Below are 16308 nucleotides of genomic sequence, written 5' to 3'. Positions count from 1 at the left end.
CGAAAGAAAATGCTCCAATGACAGCAAAAAGGATATTAAAGGTGGTAAATACTTTATGGACAAGAAAAAACTTTTCACTGCTAGCTTGGCTAGCGTTGCCGTTTTAGGAGCAGGTTTCCTTGCTTCTCACCCGTCAGTTGTAAAAGCTGCAGAAGATACTAATGCAGCTGCTGTGACTAAAGAAGATGTAGCTGATTACTTTACAGAGTTAGAAAAACAAGCTGAAGAAGCTATTAATAAAAATGATAAAATCAAAGATAAAGAAGCAGCAATCTTAGCAGCTAAAGTAGCTATCGGTAAAGAAGATTTATTAAAAGCTATTGATGAAAAACAAATCACACCTGAAGAAGTACTAAAAGACTTAGCAGAAGCTAGCAAGACTGAATCAGATGAAGCAGACCCAGGAAAATATGGTGCAAACTATGCTCCTAAAGAAGTTAAAGATGCAAAACCTGCTCCAGCTGCTGAATTAGTTCGTAACGAATCAGGTGAAGTTACAGAAGTTAAACCATTAAACGGTGGAATTGATGCTGATGCTCAAGATAAAATCAACAAACGTTTAGATGAAGAAAATACAGATGTTAAAGATGCAGAAGAAAGATTAGCTGCAGCTAAACATGATGAAAAAGAAGCTGAATCTAACAGAGAAGAAGCTAAAGCAGCTGTAGAAGCAGCTAAAGAAAATGTGAAAGCAGCTCAAGATGAATTAGCAGATGCAAAAGAAGCTAAAGCAAAATTTGAAAAAGAATTAGCAAGCTATAAAGATGCTGACGGTGAACAAGCTGATCAATATAGAGAAGCAGCAAGAGCTGATTTAGAAAAAGCTGAAGCAGCATTAAAAGATGCAGAAGAAACATTAAAACAAGCAGAAAAAGAAGCAGAATAAGCTAAAGCTGCATTAGAACAAGCAGATGAAGATTATTATTCATATGTAGCAGACCGTGAAGCAGAAGAAGTTCGTGTACTACGTCGTCAAATTGCAAAAGATAAAGCTGATGGAAAAGATACTACAGCATTAGAAGAAGAACTTGATATTGCTTTAAATGGTGTAAAACCAGCGGTAAATGAAGTTAACCCATACGAAGGTCCAGTAACTGGTTTCTTTGACGAAACAGGAGAAAACCCAATTGCAGAAGGTGAGTTAGGTACACATGCACCTAGAAATATCCCTGGATACACTTATACAGGAGTTTCATATACAAAAGATGGTATTTTAAGACATATCTATAAGGTAACTGGTTCTGATTCAGGTAACAGTAACCTAGACCATCAGGCAAATGGTGGGGAGTATCCAGGTGATCGCTATATTATTAACAGACCATCTGTTACACCAGGTTCAACAACACCATCTACACCAGCAAATGAAACACCTGCAACACCAGATCCTGGAGCAGATACTCCAGCTGCACCAACAGCTGAAACACCAGCACCGACAGCTCCAGCTGTAGCAGGTACTAGTCAAGACAACACTTATCAAGCACCAGCTGCAAAAGCAGAAGATAAGAAAGAACTTCCAAACACTGGTGGCAAAGATAATGCTGCAATTGCATCATTAGGATTCCTAGGCTTGCTCCTTGGTGCCCTTCCATTTGTAAAACGTAAAAACTAATTAGTTAAAAATATGAAAGAGAAGGACTTGTTACCTTCTCTTTTTTTGTATATAATCGCGTAAGGGCTTTGTTGGACAGTAGAAAATAAAAAGTGAACAAGACAATATTTCATTCTTGTTCGCTTTTATGTTATTATGTGATTGTATAATTTTACAACAGTGCCTCAAACTCAGAGACTGTCATGCCCAACTGCTGACTTGCAAATTCGGAAGTTAAGACATGTTGGCGAACCATGTCTAAGAAGGCAAAAAGTTTCCCTTCTTCCTTTCCTTCAACTTTCCCTCGCTCTAGTCCCTGTTCAATACCTTCTGCTCGCCCACGCTCTAAGCCTTTTTCCTCCGCTTGTTCCAAGGCATAATCATGAGCCAATAATGCTTGTTCTTCACGCATACGTAGTTGACTAAACATTTTCCTGTCCTCCTCAGACCAGCTCTTGTAGTCCAGCAGTTGGTCTGCTTGGCTGATAGCTCGCTCAGGTTCTTGGGTAAAGGGTTTATTCCCGAAAAACTCCAACCACGGCTTGCGAACCTCGTCTTTGCTGGTTTCTCTGTATTTTTTTAATTCCAAGAATGCCATCTTGACTAGATGGTTTTCTTGTCCATTATTGGTGATGGTTAAGACTTCACCCGTCGTATCTTCTCGCATGCTAAAACTGTGGAAAGCTAGATCATCTTGGAAATAATTACTATCCACAATAGCTATTGCGTAAACAGGTGCGATATGCTTGTAGCTCTGGTGAGTATCACCTTCTCGTTGGCGAATTTTTTCGAGGTTTTGATTGACCTGGCTGCACAGATAAGCCCACAGACGATTGATGAAAAAATTTTGATGATGAACTTGAATCTCAATGATAACCTGTGTCCCATTGTCCAACTCAGCCAAAACATCTATACTAGTGTAAAAATCCTGCGCTGAGTACGGCAGGGAAGGCAAGACGTGAATGTTACTTCCCTCCAAAATCGTCACATTTTTTGCTGGCAAGTCCAGCATATCGCGAATAAACTGACAAGTGATTTCTGGGTTGCTAAAGATTTTCTTAGCTACCAAGTCATTGGTTGGGCTAATGCCCGGATGTCTGAGAATCATCCTTTTCCTCCTTTTATTATACCACAGTTTTAAATCTAAGTTTGCTAGATTCACTGCTACTATCTATTTATTCGGAAAAAGTTTGAAAAATACTTGCTCTGGTTCTTTCCAATGGTATTTTTTGGTGCTTTCCTTTATAATGGGTGTATGGATAAGAAAAAATTATTATTGATTGATGGGTCTTCTGTTGCTTTTCGGGCGTTTTTTGCGCTCTATCAACAGTTGGACCGTTTTAAGAATGCGGCTGGTTTGCATACCAATGCGATTTATGGCTTTCAGTTGATGTTGAGCCATTTGTTGGAACGGGTTGAGCCGAGTCATATTTTGGTGGCTTTTGATGCGGGAAAGACGACCTTCCGTACAGAGATGTATGCGGACTATAAGGGTGGTCGGGCTAAGACTCCTGATGAGTTTCGTGAGCAATTTCCTTTCATTCGTGAGTTGTTGGATCATATGGGAATTCGTCACTATGAGTTGGCTCAGTATGAGGCGGATGACATTATTGGGACACTAGATAAATTAGCTGAACAAGATGGTTTTGATATTACCATTGTCAGTGGGGACAAGGACTTGATTCAGCTGACGGATGAGCATACGGTGGTTGAAATTTCCAAAAAAGGTGTGGCTGAGTTTGAGGCCTTTACGCCAGAATATCTTATGGAAAAGATGGGCATTACACCGACTCAGTTTATCGATCTTAAGGCGCTTATGGGAGATAAGTCGGATAATATTCCTGGGGTGACCAAAATCGGTGAAAAGACGGGTATCAAGCTCTTGCTGGAGCATGGTTCGCTTGAGGGTATTTATGAAAATATCGATGGGATGAAGACTTCTAAGATGAAGGAAAATCTCATCAATGATAAGGAACAGGCCTTTTTGTCGAAAACACTGGCGACCATTGATACCAAGGCACCGATTGAGATTGGTTTGGAGGATTTGGTCTATAGTGGTCCAGATGTTGAAAATCTCGGGAAATTCTACGATGAGATGGGCTTCAAACAGCTCAAGCAGGCTTTAAATGTGTCGTCAGCTGATGTGGCTGAGAGTTTGGACTTTACTATTGTTGACCAAATCAGTCAAGATATGCTGACTGAAGAGTCTATCTTCCATTTTGAGCTTTTTGGTGAGAATTACCATACGGATGATTTGGTTGGTTTTGCTTGGTCTTGTGGAGATAAGCTCTATGCCACAGACAAGCTTGAGCTTTTGCAAGAGCCTATTTTTAAGGATTTTCTAGAAAAAACACCTCTGAGAGTTTATGACTTTAAGAAGGCTAAAGTTCTCTTGAATCGTTTGGGTATTGATTTGCAGGCGCCTGCTTTTGACAGCCGTTTGGCTAAATATCTCCTTTCGACTGTGGAGGACAATGAAATTGCGACCATCGCTAGTCTTTATGGTCAGACTTATTTGGTTGATGATGAGACTTTCTATGGTAAGGGAGTCAAGAAGGCCATTCCTGGACGCGAGAAATTCTTGGAACATTTGGCTCGTAAGCTTGCTGTGTTGGTCGAAACAGAGCCTGTTTTGCTTGAAAAACTTAGCGAAAATGGGCAGTTAGAGCTTCTTTATGATATAGAGCAACCTCTGGCCTTTGTCCTTGCCAAGATGGAAATCGCTGGGATTAAGGTTAAAAAAGAAACCTTGCTTGAGATGCAGGCTGAAAATGAGCTTGTCATTGAAAAACTAACTCAGGAGATTTACGAACTGGCTGGTGAGGAGTTTAATATCAACTCGCCTAAGCAGTTGGGCGTACTTCTCTTTGAAAAATTGGGACTTCCTCTAGAATACACTAAGAAAACCAAAACTGGATACTCGACAGCGGTGGATGTGTTGGAGCGTCTAGCTCCTATTGCGCCAATTGTTAAGAAAATTCTTGACTACCGTCAGATTGCTAAGATTCAATCTACCTATGTAATTGGCTTGCAGGACTGGATTTTGGCTGATGGAAAGATCCACACGCGCTATGTGCAGGATTTGACTCAGACTGGGCGTCTGTCTAGTGTGGATCCAAACTTGCAAAATATTCCTGTGCGTTTGGAACAGGGGCGTCTCATTCGTAAGGCTTTTGTGCCAGAGTGGGAGGATAGTGTCCTTCTCAGCTCGGACTATTCACAGATTGAATTACGCGTTTTGGCGCATATTTCTAAGGATGAGCACTTGATTAAGGCTTTCCAAGAGGGGGCAGATATCCATACTTCGACAGCCATGCGGGTCTTTGGCATTGAGCGTCCTGAGGATGTGACTGCAAACGACCGTCGCAATGCCAAGGCAGTTAACTTTGGAGTGGTTTACGGGATTTCAGATTTTGGTTTGTCTAATAATCTGGGTATTAGTCGTAAGGAAGCCAAAGACTACATTGACACCTACTTTGAACGCTTCCCAGGTATTAAAAACTATATGGATGAAGTGGTGCGTGAGGCGCGTGATAAGGGCTATGTAGAGACCCTCTTCAAGCGTCGCCGTGAGTTGCCAGATATCAATTCGCGAAACTTTAATATTCGTGGTTTTGCAGAGCGGACAGCTATCAACTCTCCTATCCAGGGTTCGGCAGCAGATATTCTCAAGATTGCTATGATCCAGCTGGATAAAGCCTTGGTTGCAGGTGGTTATCAGACTAAGATGCTTCTGCAAGTGCACGATGAAATCGTCCTTGAAGTTCCGAAATCAGAACTAGCAGAGATGAAAAAATTGGTCAAACAAACCATGGAAGAAGCCATTCAACTCAGTGTTCCCCTTATCGCAGATGAGAATGAAGGGGTAACCTGGTACGAGGCTAAATAAAAAGGGAGCTAGCCTTCCTTTTTTGTAGTAGAATTTTGCAAGCCTTTTCAAAATGTGCTATACTGATGAAAAGGAGGATTTTTATGAGCCAAGAATTTATCAATCCAAGTGATGGCGTGATTCGTCAGTATCTAACAGCGAGTAAAACCCTTGCTGTGGTAGGTTTGTCAGACCGTGAGGAGACAACCAGCAATCGAGTGACCAAGGAAATGCAGGCTCGAGGTTATAAAATCATCCCAGTCAATCCCAAGGCGGCAGGTGGCGAAATATTGGGTGAAAAGGCTTATGCTAGCCTCGCTGAGATTCCTTTTCCTGTAGATATTGTCAATGTTTACCGTCGCAGCGAGTTTTTGCCTGATGTGGCGCGTGATTTTCTCAAGGCTGATGCTAAGATTTTTTGGGCGCAGCTAGGACTTGAAAATCTAGAAGCGGAAGCGATTTTGCGTGCTGGTGGATGTGATGACATCGTAATGAATCGTTGTATTAAGAGAGAACATACTCGCTTGATTAAGAAAGCATAAGAAAAAGGTAGCTGATGGGCTACCTTTTGTGTTTATACTCAATGAAAATCAAAGAGGAAACTAGCCGCAGGATGCTCAAAACACAGTTTTGAGGTTGCAGATNNAGTCAGTAACCATACCTACAGCAAGGCGACGTTGACGTGGTTTGAAGAGATTTTCGAAGAGTATTAGAAAATGCCGATAAGGGTCTGCATACCAAGACTAGTGAGGATGATGGCAATCCAGCAGATGGCTCCGAGAACAATGGATTTTCCGCTGGATTTGACCATAGCTACTAGATTGGTTTTGAGCCCGATAGCACTCATGGCCATGACAATAAGGAATTTAGAGAGTTCTTTGAGAGGGGTAAAGAAACTACTGGATACACCTAGAGAGGTGAGTAGTGTAGTGAGGAGAGAGGCAAGGATAAAGTAAAGGATAAAAAGTGGGAAGACTTTTTTCAGTTGTAGGCTTTGCTTGTTTTCTTGTTGGCGACTTTGCCAGTAGGATAGAAAGAGCGTGATAGGGATAATGGCCAAAGTACGTGTGAGTTTAACAATGGTTGCAGACTCGAGGGTATTGCTTTGGTAAAGACTGTCCCAAGCGCTGGCGGCAGCCGTTACAGAGGAAGTGTCGTTGACCGCAGTCCCTGCAAAGAGGGCGAAGCCTTCATTGGATAGATGAAGCCAGGTGCCGAGGGTTGGAAAGATGAGCGCAGCCAAGACATTGAAGAAAAAGATAACGGAAATGGATTGGGCTACTTCCTTTTCCTTAGCATCAATAACGGGCGCTGTCGCAGCAATGGCAGAACCACCACAGATTGAAGAACCTACTCCAACCAAGGTAGCCAGTTTTGTATCCAGGGCAAAGAAGCGCTGGAAGAAGTAGGCAATAATCAGAGCTATTGAAATGGTGGATAGGATGACAGGGAGCGAAGATTGCCCAACTGCGAAGACTTGCGAGATATTGAGACCAAAACCAAGCAAGACAACGGCATACTGGAGCAATTTTTTAGAACTAAAGGTCAATCCCGCATCCAGTTGTTTATAAGACGAGAGAAAGGGATGTAGGAGCATTCCCATGAAAATGGCAAAAACGGGCGCGCCAATGACAGGGAAGAATCCTCCTAAGTACCAAGATACGATAGAAATGAGAAGGCAGGCCAAGATACCTGCTCCATTTTTTGATAGAAATGACATAAAAACCTCCAAATAAAATCTTTTACCATTATAGACATAAAAACAGGAAAAGTAAAGTAGAAAGTGGGTCCTAATAATTATTTGACAAGTAGTGCTAATTATGTAATAATAATCTTACAAGAACTGTAACGAAGTCTTGGCAAAAACAAAAATACCAGAGCTCCACCTCTGGTATTTCTTTTTGTCCAGTTACATTAAAACTAAACTCAGGTTATATTTTTTTGTCGCGCTTATCTAACCACTTTCTGACTATCCACTCAGAAATGACATTACCGGTAATAGTAATCAGTAATGGTGCTAGAATAACTGTAACGAAGATTAGCAAAAACTCACCTCCAAACTAAGTTCGTTAGTGGAGTTGCGACAAATTCATTTTAACACACTTCAATTTGTTATGCTAGCGTTATTCTATCATGTATTTTTGCGGTCGGGGGTCTTTTGTAGTATAATAGAGATACGTTTCGAAAGTAGGAGGTATCTATGGACTTAACTAAGCGCTTTAATAAACAGTTAGATAAGATTCAAGTTTCGTTGATTCGTCAGTTTGACCAGGCTATTTCTGAGATTCCTGGGGTTTTGCGTTTGACCTTGGGGGAACCTGATTTTACAACGCCAGATCATGTCAAGGAGGCAGCCAAGCGAGCGATTGATCAGAACCAATCCTACTATACAGGGATGAGTGGTCTGCTGACTCTACGTCAGGCAGCCAGTGACTTTGTTAAGGAAAAGTATCAACTGGACTATGCTCCTGAAAATGAAATCTTGGTTACAATTGGAGCAACAGAGGCTTTATCTGCTACTTTGACAGCTATTTTGGAAGAGGGAGACAAGGTGCTCTTGCCAGCTCCTGCTTATCCAGGTTATGAACCGATTGTCAATCTAGTTGGGGCAGAGATTGTCGAGATTGACACGACTGAAAATGGTTTTGTCTTGACTCCTGAGATATTAGAGAAGGCCATTTTGGAGCAGGGTGACAAGCTCAAGGCGGTTATTCTCAACTATCCAGCAAATCCGACAGGAATTACCTATAGTCGGGAGCAGTTGGAGGCCTTGGCAGCTGTTTTACGCAAGTACGAAATTTTTGTTGTCTGTGATGAGGTTTACTCAGAATTAACCTACACAGGCGAAGCCCATGTGTCTCTGGGAACCATGTTGAGAGATCAGGCTATTATTATCAATGGTCTATCTAAATCACATGCCATGACCGGTTGGCGTTTGGGACTGATTTTCGCTCCTGCAGCCTTCACAGCTCAGTTGATTAAGAGTCACCAGTACTTGGTCACTGCTGCAAATACCATGGCTCAACATGCTGCGGTGGCAGCCTTGACGGCTGGTAAAAATGATGCGGAACCTATGAAGAAGGAATACATCCAGCGTCGGGACTATATTATCGAGAAAATGACTGCTCTTGGTTTTGAGATTATCAAACCAGACGGTGCCTTCTATATCTTTGCTAAGATTCCAGCGGGCTACAATCAAGATTCCTTTGCTTTTCTGAAGGATTTTGCTCAGAAGCAGGCCGTTGCCTTTATCCCTGGAGCTGCCTTTGGGCGTTACGGAGAAGGCTATGTGCGTCTGTCTTATGCAGCCAGTATGGAGACGATCAAAGAAGCCATGAAACGACTTGAGGAGTACATGAGAGAAGCATGATTCAGTCTATCACGAGTCAAGGCTTGGTAATCTACAATCGCAATTTTCGTGAGGATGACAAGCTCGTCAAGATCTTTACAGAGCAGGCTGGCAAGCGGATGTTTTTTGTCAAACACGCTGGTCAGTCCAAACTGGCTCCTGTTATTCAGCCCTTGGTGCTGGCTCGATTTCTCTTACGAATCAATGATGACGGACTTAGCTACATTGAGGACTATCATGAGGTGATGACCTTTCCCAAGATCAATAGCGACCTCTTTGTCATGGCCTATGCGACCTATGTAGCGGCTCTTGCAGATGCTAGTTTGCAGGACAATCAGCAGGATGCTCCCTTGTTTGCTTTTTTACAAAAGACTTTGGAGTTGATGGAAGCGGGCTTGGATTATCAGATTTTGACTAATATTTTTGAAATTCAAATCTTGACTCGATTTGGGATCAGCCTCAATTTTAATGAGTGTGTTTTTTGTCATCGGGTTGGTCAGGCTTTTGACTTTTCTTTCAAATATGGAGCCTGTCTTTGCCCAGAGCATTATCAGGAAGATGAGAGACGTTGCCATCTCAATCCCAACATCCCTTATCTGCTCAATCAATTTCAAGCCATTGATTTTGAGACCTTGGAGACCATTTCGCTCAAGCCTGAAATCAAGCAAGAGCTACGCCAGTTTATGGATCAGCTCTACGAAGAGTACGTAGGGATTCACCTAAAATCAAAGAAATTTATTGATTCCCTAGCAGACTGGGGACAATTACTAAAAGAGGAAAAGAAATGAAAAAAATCGCAGTAGATGCCATGGGGGGCGATTACGCACCTCAAGCCATCGTTGAGGGTGTCAATCAAGCTCTAGCTGACTTTTCAGATATCGAGGTTCAACTCTATGGAGATGAAGCTAAAATCAAGCAATATCTGACAGCGACAGAGCGCGTCAGCATAATCCATACGGATGAAAAGATTGATTCAGACGATGAACCTACGAGAGCTATTCGGAAGAAGAAAAATGCCAGTATGGTATTGGCGGCCAAGGCTGTCAAAGAAGGTGAAGCAGACGCTGTTCTCTCGGCTGGGAATACAGGTGCTTTGTTGGCGGCTGGATTCTTCATCGTAGGTCGTATCAAGAACATCGATAGACCAGGGCTTATGTCGACTTTGCCGACTGTAGATGGGAAAGGTTTTGACATGCTAGACCTCGGAGCTAATGCGGAAAATACAGCCCAGCACCTTCATCAATACGCGATTCTAGGCTCCTTCTATGCTAAAAATGTCCGTGGCATTGCGCAACCACGCGTTGGCTTGCTCAACAACGGAACAGAGAGTAGTAAGGGCGACCCGCTTCGTAAGGAAACTTATGAATTACTAGCAGCTGATGAAAGTTTAAACTTTATCGGAAACGTGGAAGCGCGTGATTTGATGAATGGCGTTGCGGATGTTGTCGTGGCAGATGGTTTCACGGGAAACGCTGTGCTCAAATCCATTGAAGGGACAGCCATGGGAATCATGGGTTTGCTAAAGACCGCTATTACAGGTGGAGGTCTTCGAGCGAAACTAGGTGCCCTCCTTCTCAAGGATAGCCTCAGAGGTTTGAAAAAACAGCTCAACTATTCAGATGTTGGTGGAGCAGTCTTGTTTGGCGTCAAGGCACCAGTTGTCAAGACTCATGGCTCAAGCGATGCCAAGGCTGTTTATAGTACGATTCGCCAGATTCGTACCATGCTAGAAACAGACGTAGTTGCCCAGACTGCGCGTGAATTTTCAGGAGAATAAAAGAGATGACAGAAAAAGAAATTTTTGACCGTATTGTGACCATTATCCAAGAGCGACAGGGAGAGGACTTTGTAGTGACAGAATCCTTGAGTCTGAAAGACGATTTGGATGCTGACTCAGTTGACTTGATGGAGTTTATCTTGACTCTGGAGGATGAATTTAATATCGAAATCAGCGATGAGGAAATTGACCAACTCCAAAGTGTAGGAGATGTGGTTAAGATTATTCAAGGAAAATAAAGATAAGAAGTTCCAAGGCATTTGCTTTGGAATTTTTATTTGGCTTAATACTCTTCGAAAATCTCTTCAAACCATGTCAGCTCTATCTGCCACCTCAAAACAGTGTTTTGAGCAATCTGCGGCTAGCTTCCTAGTTTGCTCTTTGATTTTCATTGAGTATAAGTGACCGTTTAGGAACAGATTTAGTCTTTCTAGGGACAGTAGAAATCTGAGGAGAAATAAGGGATATAATGGAGTCAGAAAAAATCAATCTCCAAAAAGGAGAAAAAGAAAGGATTTTTATGATGAAAAAATATCTTTATTCTAGTTTGTTAGTTCTTGCAGGAGGCGTTCTCCTAGCAAATACTACGGTAGCCTATGCTGATTCCCCATCAGCAAGTGAGAAAGAAGCGATTGCTCAATTAGTTAATCAAGGCAAGATAAAAGCTGAAGAAGCTGATCAAGTAAAATTGATTGGTTTTGAAGATAAAGAAACTCAAGCAGAGGGCAATCAAGAGAAGAAAGCTTTCAATCAATATCGTGATCCGAAAGGAACATGGATGCAAACCAATGGTAAATGGTGGTTTAAATACGGTTCAGGTGGGTATGCTAAAAATTGGGAACAATTAGATGGTAAGTGGTACTATTTTGATGACCAAGGATGGATGAAAGAAAATACTTGGATTCAACCTGATGGTAATTATTACTACTTATCTGCTAGTGGTGCTATGGTCACTGGTTATCAACGTGTGAATGGTACACCATATTTCTTTAGAGAAAGTGGTGTATGGGTAGAAAATCGTGGACAGGCACTTGGTGAATACGCAGAGACATTTGTAGGAAGAATTCCATATGTTTGGGGTGGGGCAGATTTGAATAGTGGCGTAGATTGCTCAGGATTTACGATGGCTATTCATGCTAAGTTTGATATTAGTATTCCTAGAGTAACCTATGGTCAAGCAACAGGAGGAAGTTATGTAAGTAATGGTTCTCAACAAGCTGGAGATTTGATTTTGTATAATAGTGAAGAGACAAATGACCATGTAGGTATTTATGTTGGTGGTGGAAAGGTAGTTCATGCTCCATATCCAGGCCAATATGTTTCTTATATGAATCAATACGGTATTACTCAAAATACAATTCGTAGATATTGGTAATATTGTCTAATTTTTCACAATATTATTGACTTTGACAATGAAAAGTATTAGAATATAGCTAAATAAAGAGGGGAAGCCCTCTTATAGCTGTTCAATAAAGGAGGAAATAGCTATGAAAAAATCTAAACTACTCACACTTGGTTTGCTTGTAGGTGCTGGTCTGCTTTTATCTATTAACCAAGCACAGGCTGCAGATACTTGGGTTAAAAATGGTGCTGACTGGAATCTTTCTCAAGATGGCAGTCTAGCTAAGGATAAATGGGTACAAAATGCTGGCTCATGGTATCACTTCGATAGCGCTGGAAAAATGCAGACAGGATGGCTCAAAGACGGCAATACTTGGTATTCTCTAGCAGATAGTGGTGCTATGCGCACTGGCTGGTACAAGGAAGGTAACACATGGTATTCGCTCGCAAGTAGTGGTGCTATGCGTACTGGCTGGTACAAAGAAGGATCTACTTGGTACTATCTCAAAGACAGTGGCGCTATGGCAACAGGATGGGCGACTCCAAATGGTAAATGGTCTTACTTTGAAAAATCAGGTGCTATGGTCGCAGATAGAGCTGTTCCAGCCAGTGATGGGGAAAGTTATGTCATTGGTAAGGATGGCTATCTAGCAAATAGAAAAGATGCTGGATACAGTATTCATGATATTGTCAAACTTGGAGATGGGCAAGAATATTTGCTAAATGCTAAAGGTGACGATGTTATTATTGAAAAAAATGCTTGGTATATCAGACCAGAGTTCAAGAAGTTTTCTAATAAATATGGAGATGAGGTTGCAAATACTACCTTAGCTTTAGTGGATAATAAAGAAGAAGGACAAGAAATTGATCCTAAGGCAGTTGTACAGAACTTCCAAAACTTACCAAATCGCTACTACTTTGATGAAAATGGACATCGTGTGATTAATATCCCAGCAATGACAACCTATTCAGAGATTAAAAAAGTTGGCAATGATGTCTATTTAGAAAATCCAGGTGCACGACTTCGTCTTGGAGCTACCCACTTTACAATCAATAACAATAAACTATACTATTTAGAAAATGAGCAAGGTAAGCTCAAAACAGGTTACTTTGTATTGATTGATGATGGTATGGCTACAACCCACTATCACATCCTAGCCTATGCGGATCAATCTGGTGAAATTCTTAAGATGAAACGCTTGCCATCAGGAGTTTCAGATTATCTGGATAAAGAAATCGATGGTTTATATGGTGAAAAAATTAAAATTGAATCTCCACACTCAAACGAATATTATAAAGTGGTTGTGGTTAAATAAAAATAACATCTTCACAACTAATTGTTAACACTCTAACCAATATACCATTTTCAGGAGGCTTTAGATTTCTTGTATTTTAAAAGGAAACTAAAGCCTTTTGTAGATGGAACAGGGGATAGAGTTATCTATAAAATAATGAAAAGGAGTCTGTCATGGAAATGAAAAATACATTTGTAGAATTGGAACAATTTGAAGAGTTAACCCCAGAGGTATTGGAGGAAGTGAATGGTGGAGGGATTTTTGAAGATACTGTAAAATGGTGCAATAAATTATTTGGTACGGGTAGACACGTTGCTTAAATTCACAGTATTAGTTAGAGATTAGATTTATTTATGCTTATTTTAGAATTCTTATTTTCTGTGATATATCTACTGTTGGTAGTCGTTTCAACCATAGTTCCTACTATTTATTTGGGCGCTCAAATTTCCCCAGAATTTTATAAAAAACGTTATTGGATACTTATATTTTTAATTAGTTTATCTGCTCGTCAAACATTTGGAGAATTATTTCATATAGGAGTTCTTATCTACTTTTACTGTATTTTTTTATTAGTATTGCACAAGGGAAAAGGGGAATCTCTTTTTCTTTCTCTGTATCTTTTTCTCTTCTTTCAAAGTATTCGTTATTTATTTTTGACAATTTGGATTCGTGTATTATCTGGTGAGCATTGTTGTTTCGTAGATTCGTTTTCTACTTTATATATATCTATATTTGATTTATTATCAATCTTTCTATGTTGTAAAATTATGAAGCGTTGGTCTTTGGATTTGGATTTATTCTTTTCAGATACTTTTAAAACCCACTATCGTAAGAGCTTTTTCATTATCCTACCTCTGACTGGATTTAGGATATTCTCTTCGTTCATGACCAATAGAAATAGTTCTTTTTACGTTCGCTTTGACACGACCATTTCTCTCCTGATTTTCATTCTCTTTTTCTCCTGGCTCTTTTATATCAGACACTTAGAGCAGGTTTATCGTGATGAGCAGACCATTCAGAGACAGGAAGAAGAAAATCGTTCCTTGCAAGGGATGGTGGATAAGTTGGGTCATCTCTATGATGAGGTTCGAGGTTTCCGTCATGATTTTGCAGGGATTGTCGCTAGCATGGAGCCTGCCATAGCGAATCAAGATATGGCTGAGGTGTCTACCATTTATCAAGATGTCTTTCTGAAGACCAATGAAAAGCTGAGAAAGGCGGACTACACGGCCTTTAATCTTCACAATATCCATGACATAGCCATTCGTAATACCTTGGCAAAAGCCATGATTGTGGCAGATAATCAGGGAATTCATTTTAGTTTGGAGACGGTGGGGGTTGTCGAAGAGCTGGCTTTGCCTATGTTGGAGGCTATCCGTATCCTCTCTATCCTCACGACAAATGCCTTAGAGGCAGCCAGTGAGGCGGAAAATCCGCAGATTAGGGTTGCTTTATTGGCAAGTGATAGGAGTGTCCGTTTTATCATTGAAAACACTCGTAAGAAAGAAGAACTGAATCCCAGCATTCTCAGTCAAAAGGGGTATTCTACAAAGGGTAACCACAGTGGACTGGGCTTAGCGACCTTGGAAGATATGGTTTTTCATTATGATTTAAACTTAGATACCCAGCTAGGAGAGACGACTTTTAGACAAGATTTAGAATTGCCGTTTAAGGATGAGAAACGAGGGGGAGAGGAATGAGAATTTTAGTTTTGGAAGACGATAGAGTCCAGCAAGGACGGATAGAGCAGACTTTACTAGATATCGGTCGCTCTCGTAATTTGAGATTGGAAATTGATATTGCCAAAAACTATGGGGACGTTGAAAAGTATTCTCAGTATTTTGACCATTACCAACTCTATTTATTGGATTTAGAAATTGATGGAGAGCGTGAACGGGGTTTTCAGGTTGCTCAACAGGTTCGGGAGCGGGATCCTTTTACAAGCATTGTCTTTGTGTCTACACACTCGGAGGCCTTGCCTCTAGCTTTTCGCTACCACTTGTCTGCCTTGGATTTTATTTCCAAGGATCAGCCAGAGGCGGACTACTGTCATCAGCTGGAGCGCTGTCTGGACTATGTACTGGCAGTAGATAAGAGGGAAAATATGCGTCTCTTTACCTATAGTTTTGAGGGAAGACGGGGCTTCACTCTGCCCTACCATGAAATTTTAGCCTTTGAAACTTCAGTGGAATCCCATCGTATCAAGGTCTATTATGCCAATCATTCTATCAAGACCATTTATGGCAGTCTCAAGGATATCGCTGCCAAGGCTGAAAAAGATTACTTTGTCTATGCCAATCGCAATACGTTAGTCAGTTTACAGGCTATTGAAGAGATGACTGCGACAGAAGTGACTCTGTTAGAAGGTCTGCACTTCCCCGTATCACGAACAGCCAGAAGAACCCTTAAAAAACATCTCAATGTCTAATATCTGTTAGACTTGTATGAATTTATCAATAAGAATGTCGGAAAATTTTCTGATATTCTTATTTTTTTGGATTCTTTCTCGAATAGATAAGTAAGAGGAAACAGAAAGGAGCCTAGTTCATGTTTATATCAATGTTCTACCCATGGTTCACTGAGTTATTTTTTAAATAAATTGAATTTAGTTGTACATTTTCGAAATTTTTTTCGAATAGATAAGTAAGAGGAAACAGAAAGGAGTCTGGTTTATGTATCTACCGATTTTCTATTCATGGTATATTAAATTATTTTTGAAATAAAATTTGATTTAGTTGTTTATTTTCGAATTCTTTTTCGAATAGATAAGTAAGAGGAAAAAGGAAGGAGTTTGGTTTATGTATCTACCAATCTTGTATCCGTGGTTTACTAAATTATTTTTCAAATAAATTTAATTTAGTTGTACATTTTCGAAATTTTTTTCGAATAGATAAGTAAGTAAGAGGAAACAGAAAGGAGTCTAATTCATGTATCTACCAATTTTCTATCCATGGTTTACTAAATTATTTTTCAAATAAATTTAATTTAGTTGTACATTTTTGAATTGTTTTTCGAATAGATAAGTAAGAGGAAAAGGAGTTTGCTTCATGTATCTACCAATTTTTTATCCGTGGTTTGCTAAATTATTTT

Annotated in this window: 15 protein-coding genes; 13 read left to right on the top strand and 2 right to left on the bottom strand. The window is 40.5% G+C overall.

The features are described 5' to 3' along the window. Nucleotides 1-55 precede the first annotated feature (55 nt). Nucleotides 56-886, top strand: coding sequence for a hypothetical protein (locus HT722_RS06060; protein ID WP_173278097.1), 831 nt, complete (start codon nt 56-58; stop codon nt 884-886). A gap of 90 nt (nt 887-976) precedes the next feature. Next, nucleotides 977-1609 carry an LPXTG cell wall anchor domain-containing protein gene (locus HT722_RS10670; protein WP_345789581.1) on the top strand — a complete coding sequence of 211 codons (633 nt, stop codon included), beginning with the start codon at nt 977-979 and terminating at the stop codon, nt 1607-1609. A gap of 151 nt (nt 1610-1760) precedes the next feature. Here HT722_RS10670 and HT722_RS06045 read toward each other — a convergent pair whose 3' ends face one another. Continuing rightward, complete coding sequence (locus tag HT722_RS06045) at nt 1761-2696, bottom strand: Rpn family recombination-promoting nuclease/putative transposase (protein WP_173278096.1); 936 nt, start codon at nt 2694-2696, stop codon at nt 1761-1763. 147 nt (nt 2697-2843) lie between these two features. On the opposite strand from HT722_RS06045, the gene polA reads away from it, so the two are divergent. Beyond that, nucleotides 2844-5477 carry a DNA polymerase I gene (gene polA / locus HT722_RS06040; RefSeq protein WP_173278095.1) on the top strand — a complete coding sequence of 878 codons (2634 nt, stop codon included), beginning with the start codon at nt 2844-2846 and terminating at the stop codon, nt 5475-5477. Nucleotides 5478-5560: 83 nt separating this feature from the next. Next, nucleotides 5561-5998, top strand: coding sequence for a CoA-binding protein (locus HT722_RS06035; RefSeq protein ID WP_173278094.1), 438 nt, complete (start codon nt 5561-5563; stop codon nt 5996-5998). A gap of 167 nt (nt 5999-6165) precedes the next feature. On the opposite strand, the gene HT722_RS06030 is transcribed toward HT722_RS06035, so the two are convergent. After that, a complete protein-coding gene (locus tag HT722_RS06030) occupies nt 6166-7176 on the bottom strand; it encodes a YeiH family protein (protein WP_173253454.1) in 1011 nt (336 codons plus the stop codon). Nucleotides 7177-7656: 480 nt separating this feature from the next. Here HT722_RS06030 and HT722_RS06025 point away from each other — a divergent pair, with 480 nt between their 5' ends. From HT722_RS06025 to HT722_RS05985, 9 genes are all read left to right on the top strand, one after another. Then, nucleotides 7657-8826, top strand: a complete 1170-nt coding sequence (locus HT722_RS06025; protein WP_173249625.1) for a pyridoxal phosphate-dependent aminotransferase — start codon at nt 7657-7659, stop codon at nt 8824-8826. Further along, nucleotides 8823-9593 (top strand): DNA repair protein RecO, encoded by a 771-nt coding sequence (gene recO / locus HT722_RS06020; RefSeq protein WP_173278093.1) that lies wholly within the window; start codon nt 8823-8825, stop codon nt 9591-9593. Before HT722_RS06025 ends, recO begins: the two co-directional genes overlap by 4 nt. Next, nucleotides 9590-10582: a phosphate acyltransferase PlsX gene (gene plsX / locus HT722_RS06015; protein ID WP_000717438.1), complete on the top strand. Its 993-nt coding sequence runs from the start codon at nt 9590-9592 to the stop codon at nt 10580-10582. Before recO ends, plsX begins: the two co-directional genes overlap by 4 nt. A 5-nt stretch (nt 10583-10587) precedes the next feature. Further along, on the top strand, nt 10588-10821 hold the full coding sequence (locus HT722_RS06010) for an acyl carrier protein (protein WP_000136446.1): 234 nt from the start codon (nt 10588-10590) through the stop codon (nt 10819-10821). Between the two features lie 230 nt (nt 10822-11051). Then, nucleotides 11052-11957 (top strand): C40 family peptidase, encoded by a 906-nt coding sequence (locus tag HT722_RS06005; protein WP_240146934.1) that lies wholly within the window; start codon nt 11052-11054, stop codon nt 11955-11957. A gap of 112 nt (nt 11958-12069) precedes the next feature. Further along, nucleotides 12070-13239 (top strand): N-acetylmuramoyl-L-alanine amidase family protein, encoded by a 1170-nt coding sequence (locus HT722_RS06000; RefSeq protein ID WP_173278091.1) that lies wholly within the window; start codon nt 12070-12072, stop codon nt 13237-13239. A 152-nt stretch (nt 13240-13391) separates the two neighbouring features. Next, a complete protein-coding gene (locus tag HT722_RS05995) occupies nt 13392-13538 on the top strand; it encodes a smi_0057.1 family bacteriocin-like peptide (protein ID WP_000425304.1) in 147 nt (48 codons plus the stop codon). 564 nt (nt 13539-14102) lie between these two features. Then, on the top strand, nt 14103-14918 hold the full coding sequence (locus tag HT722_RS10520; RefSeq protein WP_000184942.1) for a GHKL domain-containing protein: 816 nt from the start codon (nt 14103-14105) through the stop codon (nt 14916-14918). Continuing rightward, nucleotides 14915-15646 carry a response regulator transcription factor gene (locus HT722_RS05985; protein ID WP_138703719.1) on the top strand — a complete coding sequence of 244 codons (732 nt, stop codon included), beginning with the start codon at nt 14915-14917 and terminating at the stop codon, nt 15644-15646. The genes HT722_RS10520 and HT722_RS05985 overlap by 4 nt, the downstream gene beginning before the upstream one ends. The last annotated feature ends 662 nt before the right edge of the window (nt 15647-16308 follow it).

This window comes from Streptococcus sp. 53 (genome assembly GCF_013276565.1).
Taxonomy (GTDB): domain Bacteria; phylum Bacillota; class Bacilli; order Lactobacillales; family Streptococcaceae; genus Streptococcus.
Note: the sequence above shows the minus strand (reverse complement) of the source record. Positions and strands in the feature narration are given on the sequence as shown.

What these genes read in the sequence shown, in the direction of transcription:
- HT722_RS05985 (WP_138703719.1), top strand. Translation starts at nt 14,915, where the DNA reads ATGAGAATTTTAGTTTTGGAAGACGATAGAGTCCAGCAAGGACGGATA.
- HT722_RS06060 (WP_173278097.1), top strand. Translation starts at nt 56, where the DNA reads ATGGACAAGAAAAAACTTTTCACTGCTAGCTTGGCTAGCGTTGCCGTT.
- HT722_RS06000 (WP_173278091.1), top strand. Translation starts at nt 12,070, where the DNA reads ATGAAAAAATCTAAACTACTCACACTTGGTTTGCTTGTAGGTGCTGGT.
- HT722_RS06010 (WP_000136446.1), top strand. Translation starts at nt 10,588, where the DNA reads ATGACAGAAAAAGAAATTTTTGACCGTATTGTGACCATTATCCAAGAG.
- plsX (WP_000717438.1), top strand. Translation starts at nt 9,590, where the DNA reads ATGAAAAAAATCGCAGTAGATGCCATGGGGGGCGATTACGCACCTCAA.
- HT722_RS06035 (WP_173278094.1), top strand. Translation starts at nt 5,561, where the DNA reads ATGAGCCAAGAATTTATCAATCCAAGTGATGGCGTGATTCGTCAGTAT.
- HT722_RS05995 (WP_000425304.1), top strand. Translation starts at nt 13,392, where the DNA reads ATGGAAATGAAAAATACATTTGTAGAATTGGAACAATTTGAAGAGTTA.
- HT722_RS06030 (WP_173253454.1), bottom strand. Translation starts at nt 7,176, where the DNA reads ATGTCATTTCTATCAAAAAATGGAGCAGGTATCTTGGCCTGCCTTCTC.
- polA (WP_173278095.1), top strand. Translation starts at nt 2,844, where the DNA reads ATGGATAAGAAAAAATTATTATTGATTGATGGGTCTTCTGTTGCTTTT.
- HT722_RS06045 (WP_173278096.1), bottom strand. Translation starts at nt 2,696, where the DNA reads ATGATTCTCAGACATCCGGGCATTAGCCCAACCAATGACTTGGTAGCT.
- HT722_RS10520 (WP_000184942.1), top strand. Translation starts at nt 14,103, where the DNA reads ATGACCAATAGAAATAGTTCTTTTTACGTTCGCTTTGACACGACCATT.
- HT722_RS06025 (WP_173249625.1), top strand. Translation starts at nt 7,657, where the DNA reads ATGGACTTAACTAAGCGCTTTAATAAACAGTTAGATAAGATTCAAGTT.
- HT722_RS06005 (WP_240146934.1), top strand. Translation starts at nt 11,052, where the DNA reads ATGGAGTCAGAAAAAATCAATCTCCAAAAAGGAGAAAAAGAAAGGATT.
- recO (WP_173278093.1), top strand. Translation starts at nt 8,823, where the DNA reads ATGATTCAGTCTATCACGAGTCAAGGCTTGGTAATCTACAATCGCAAT.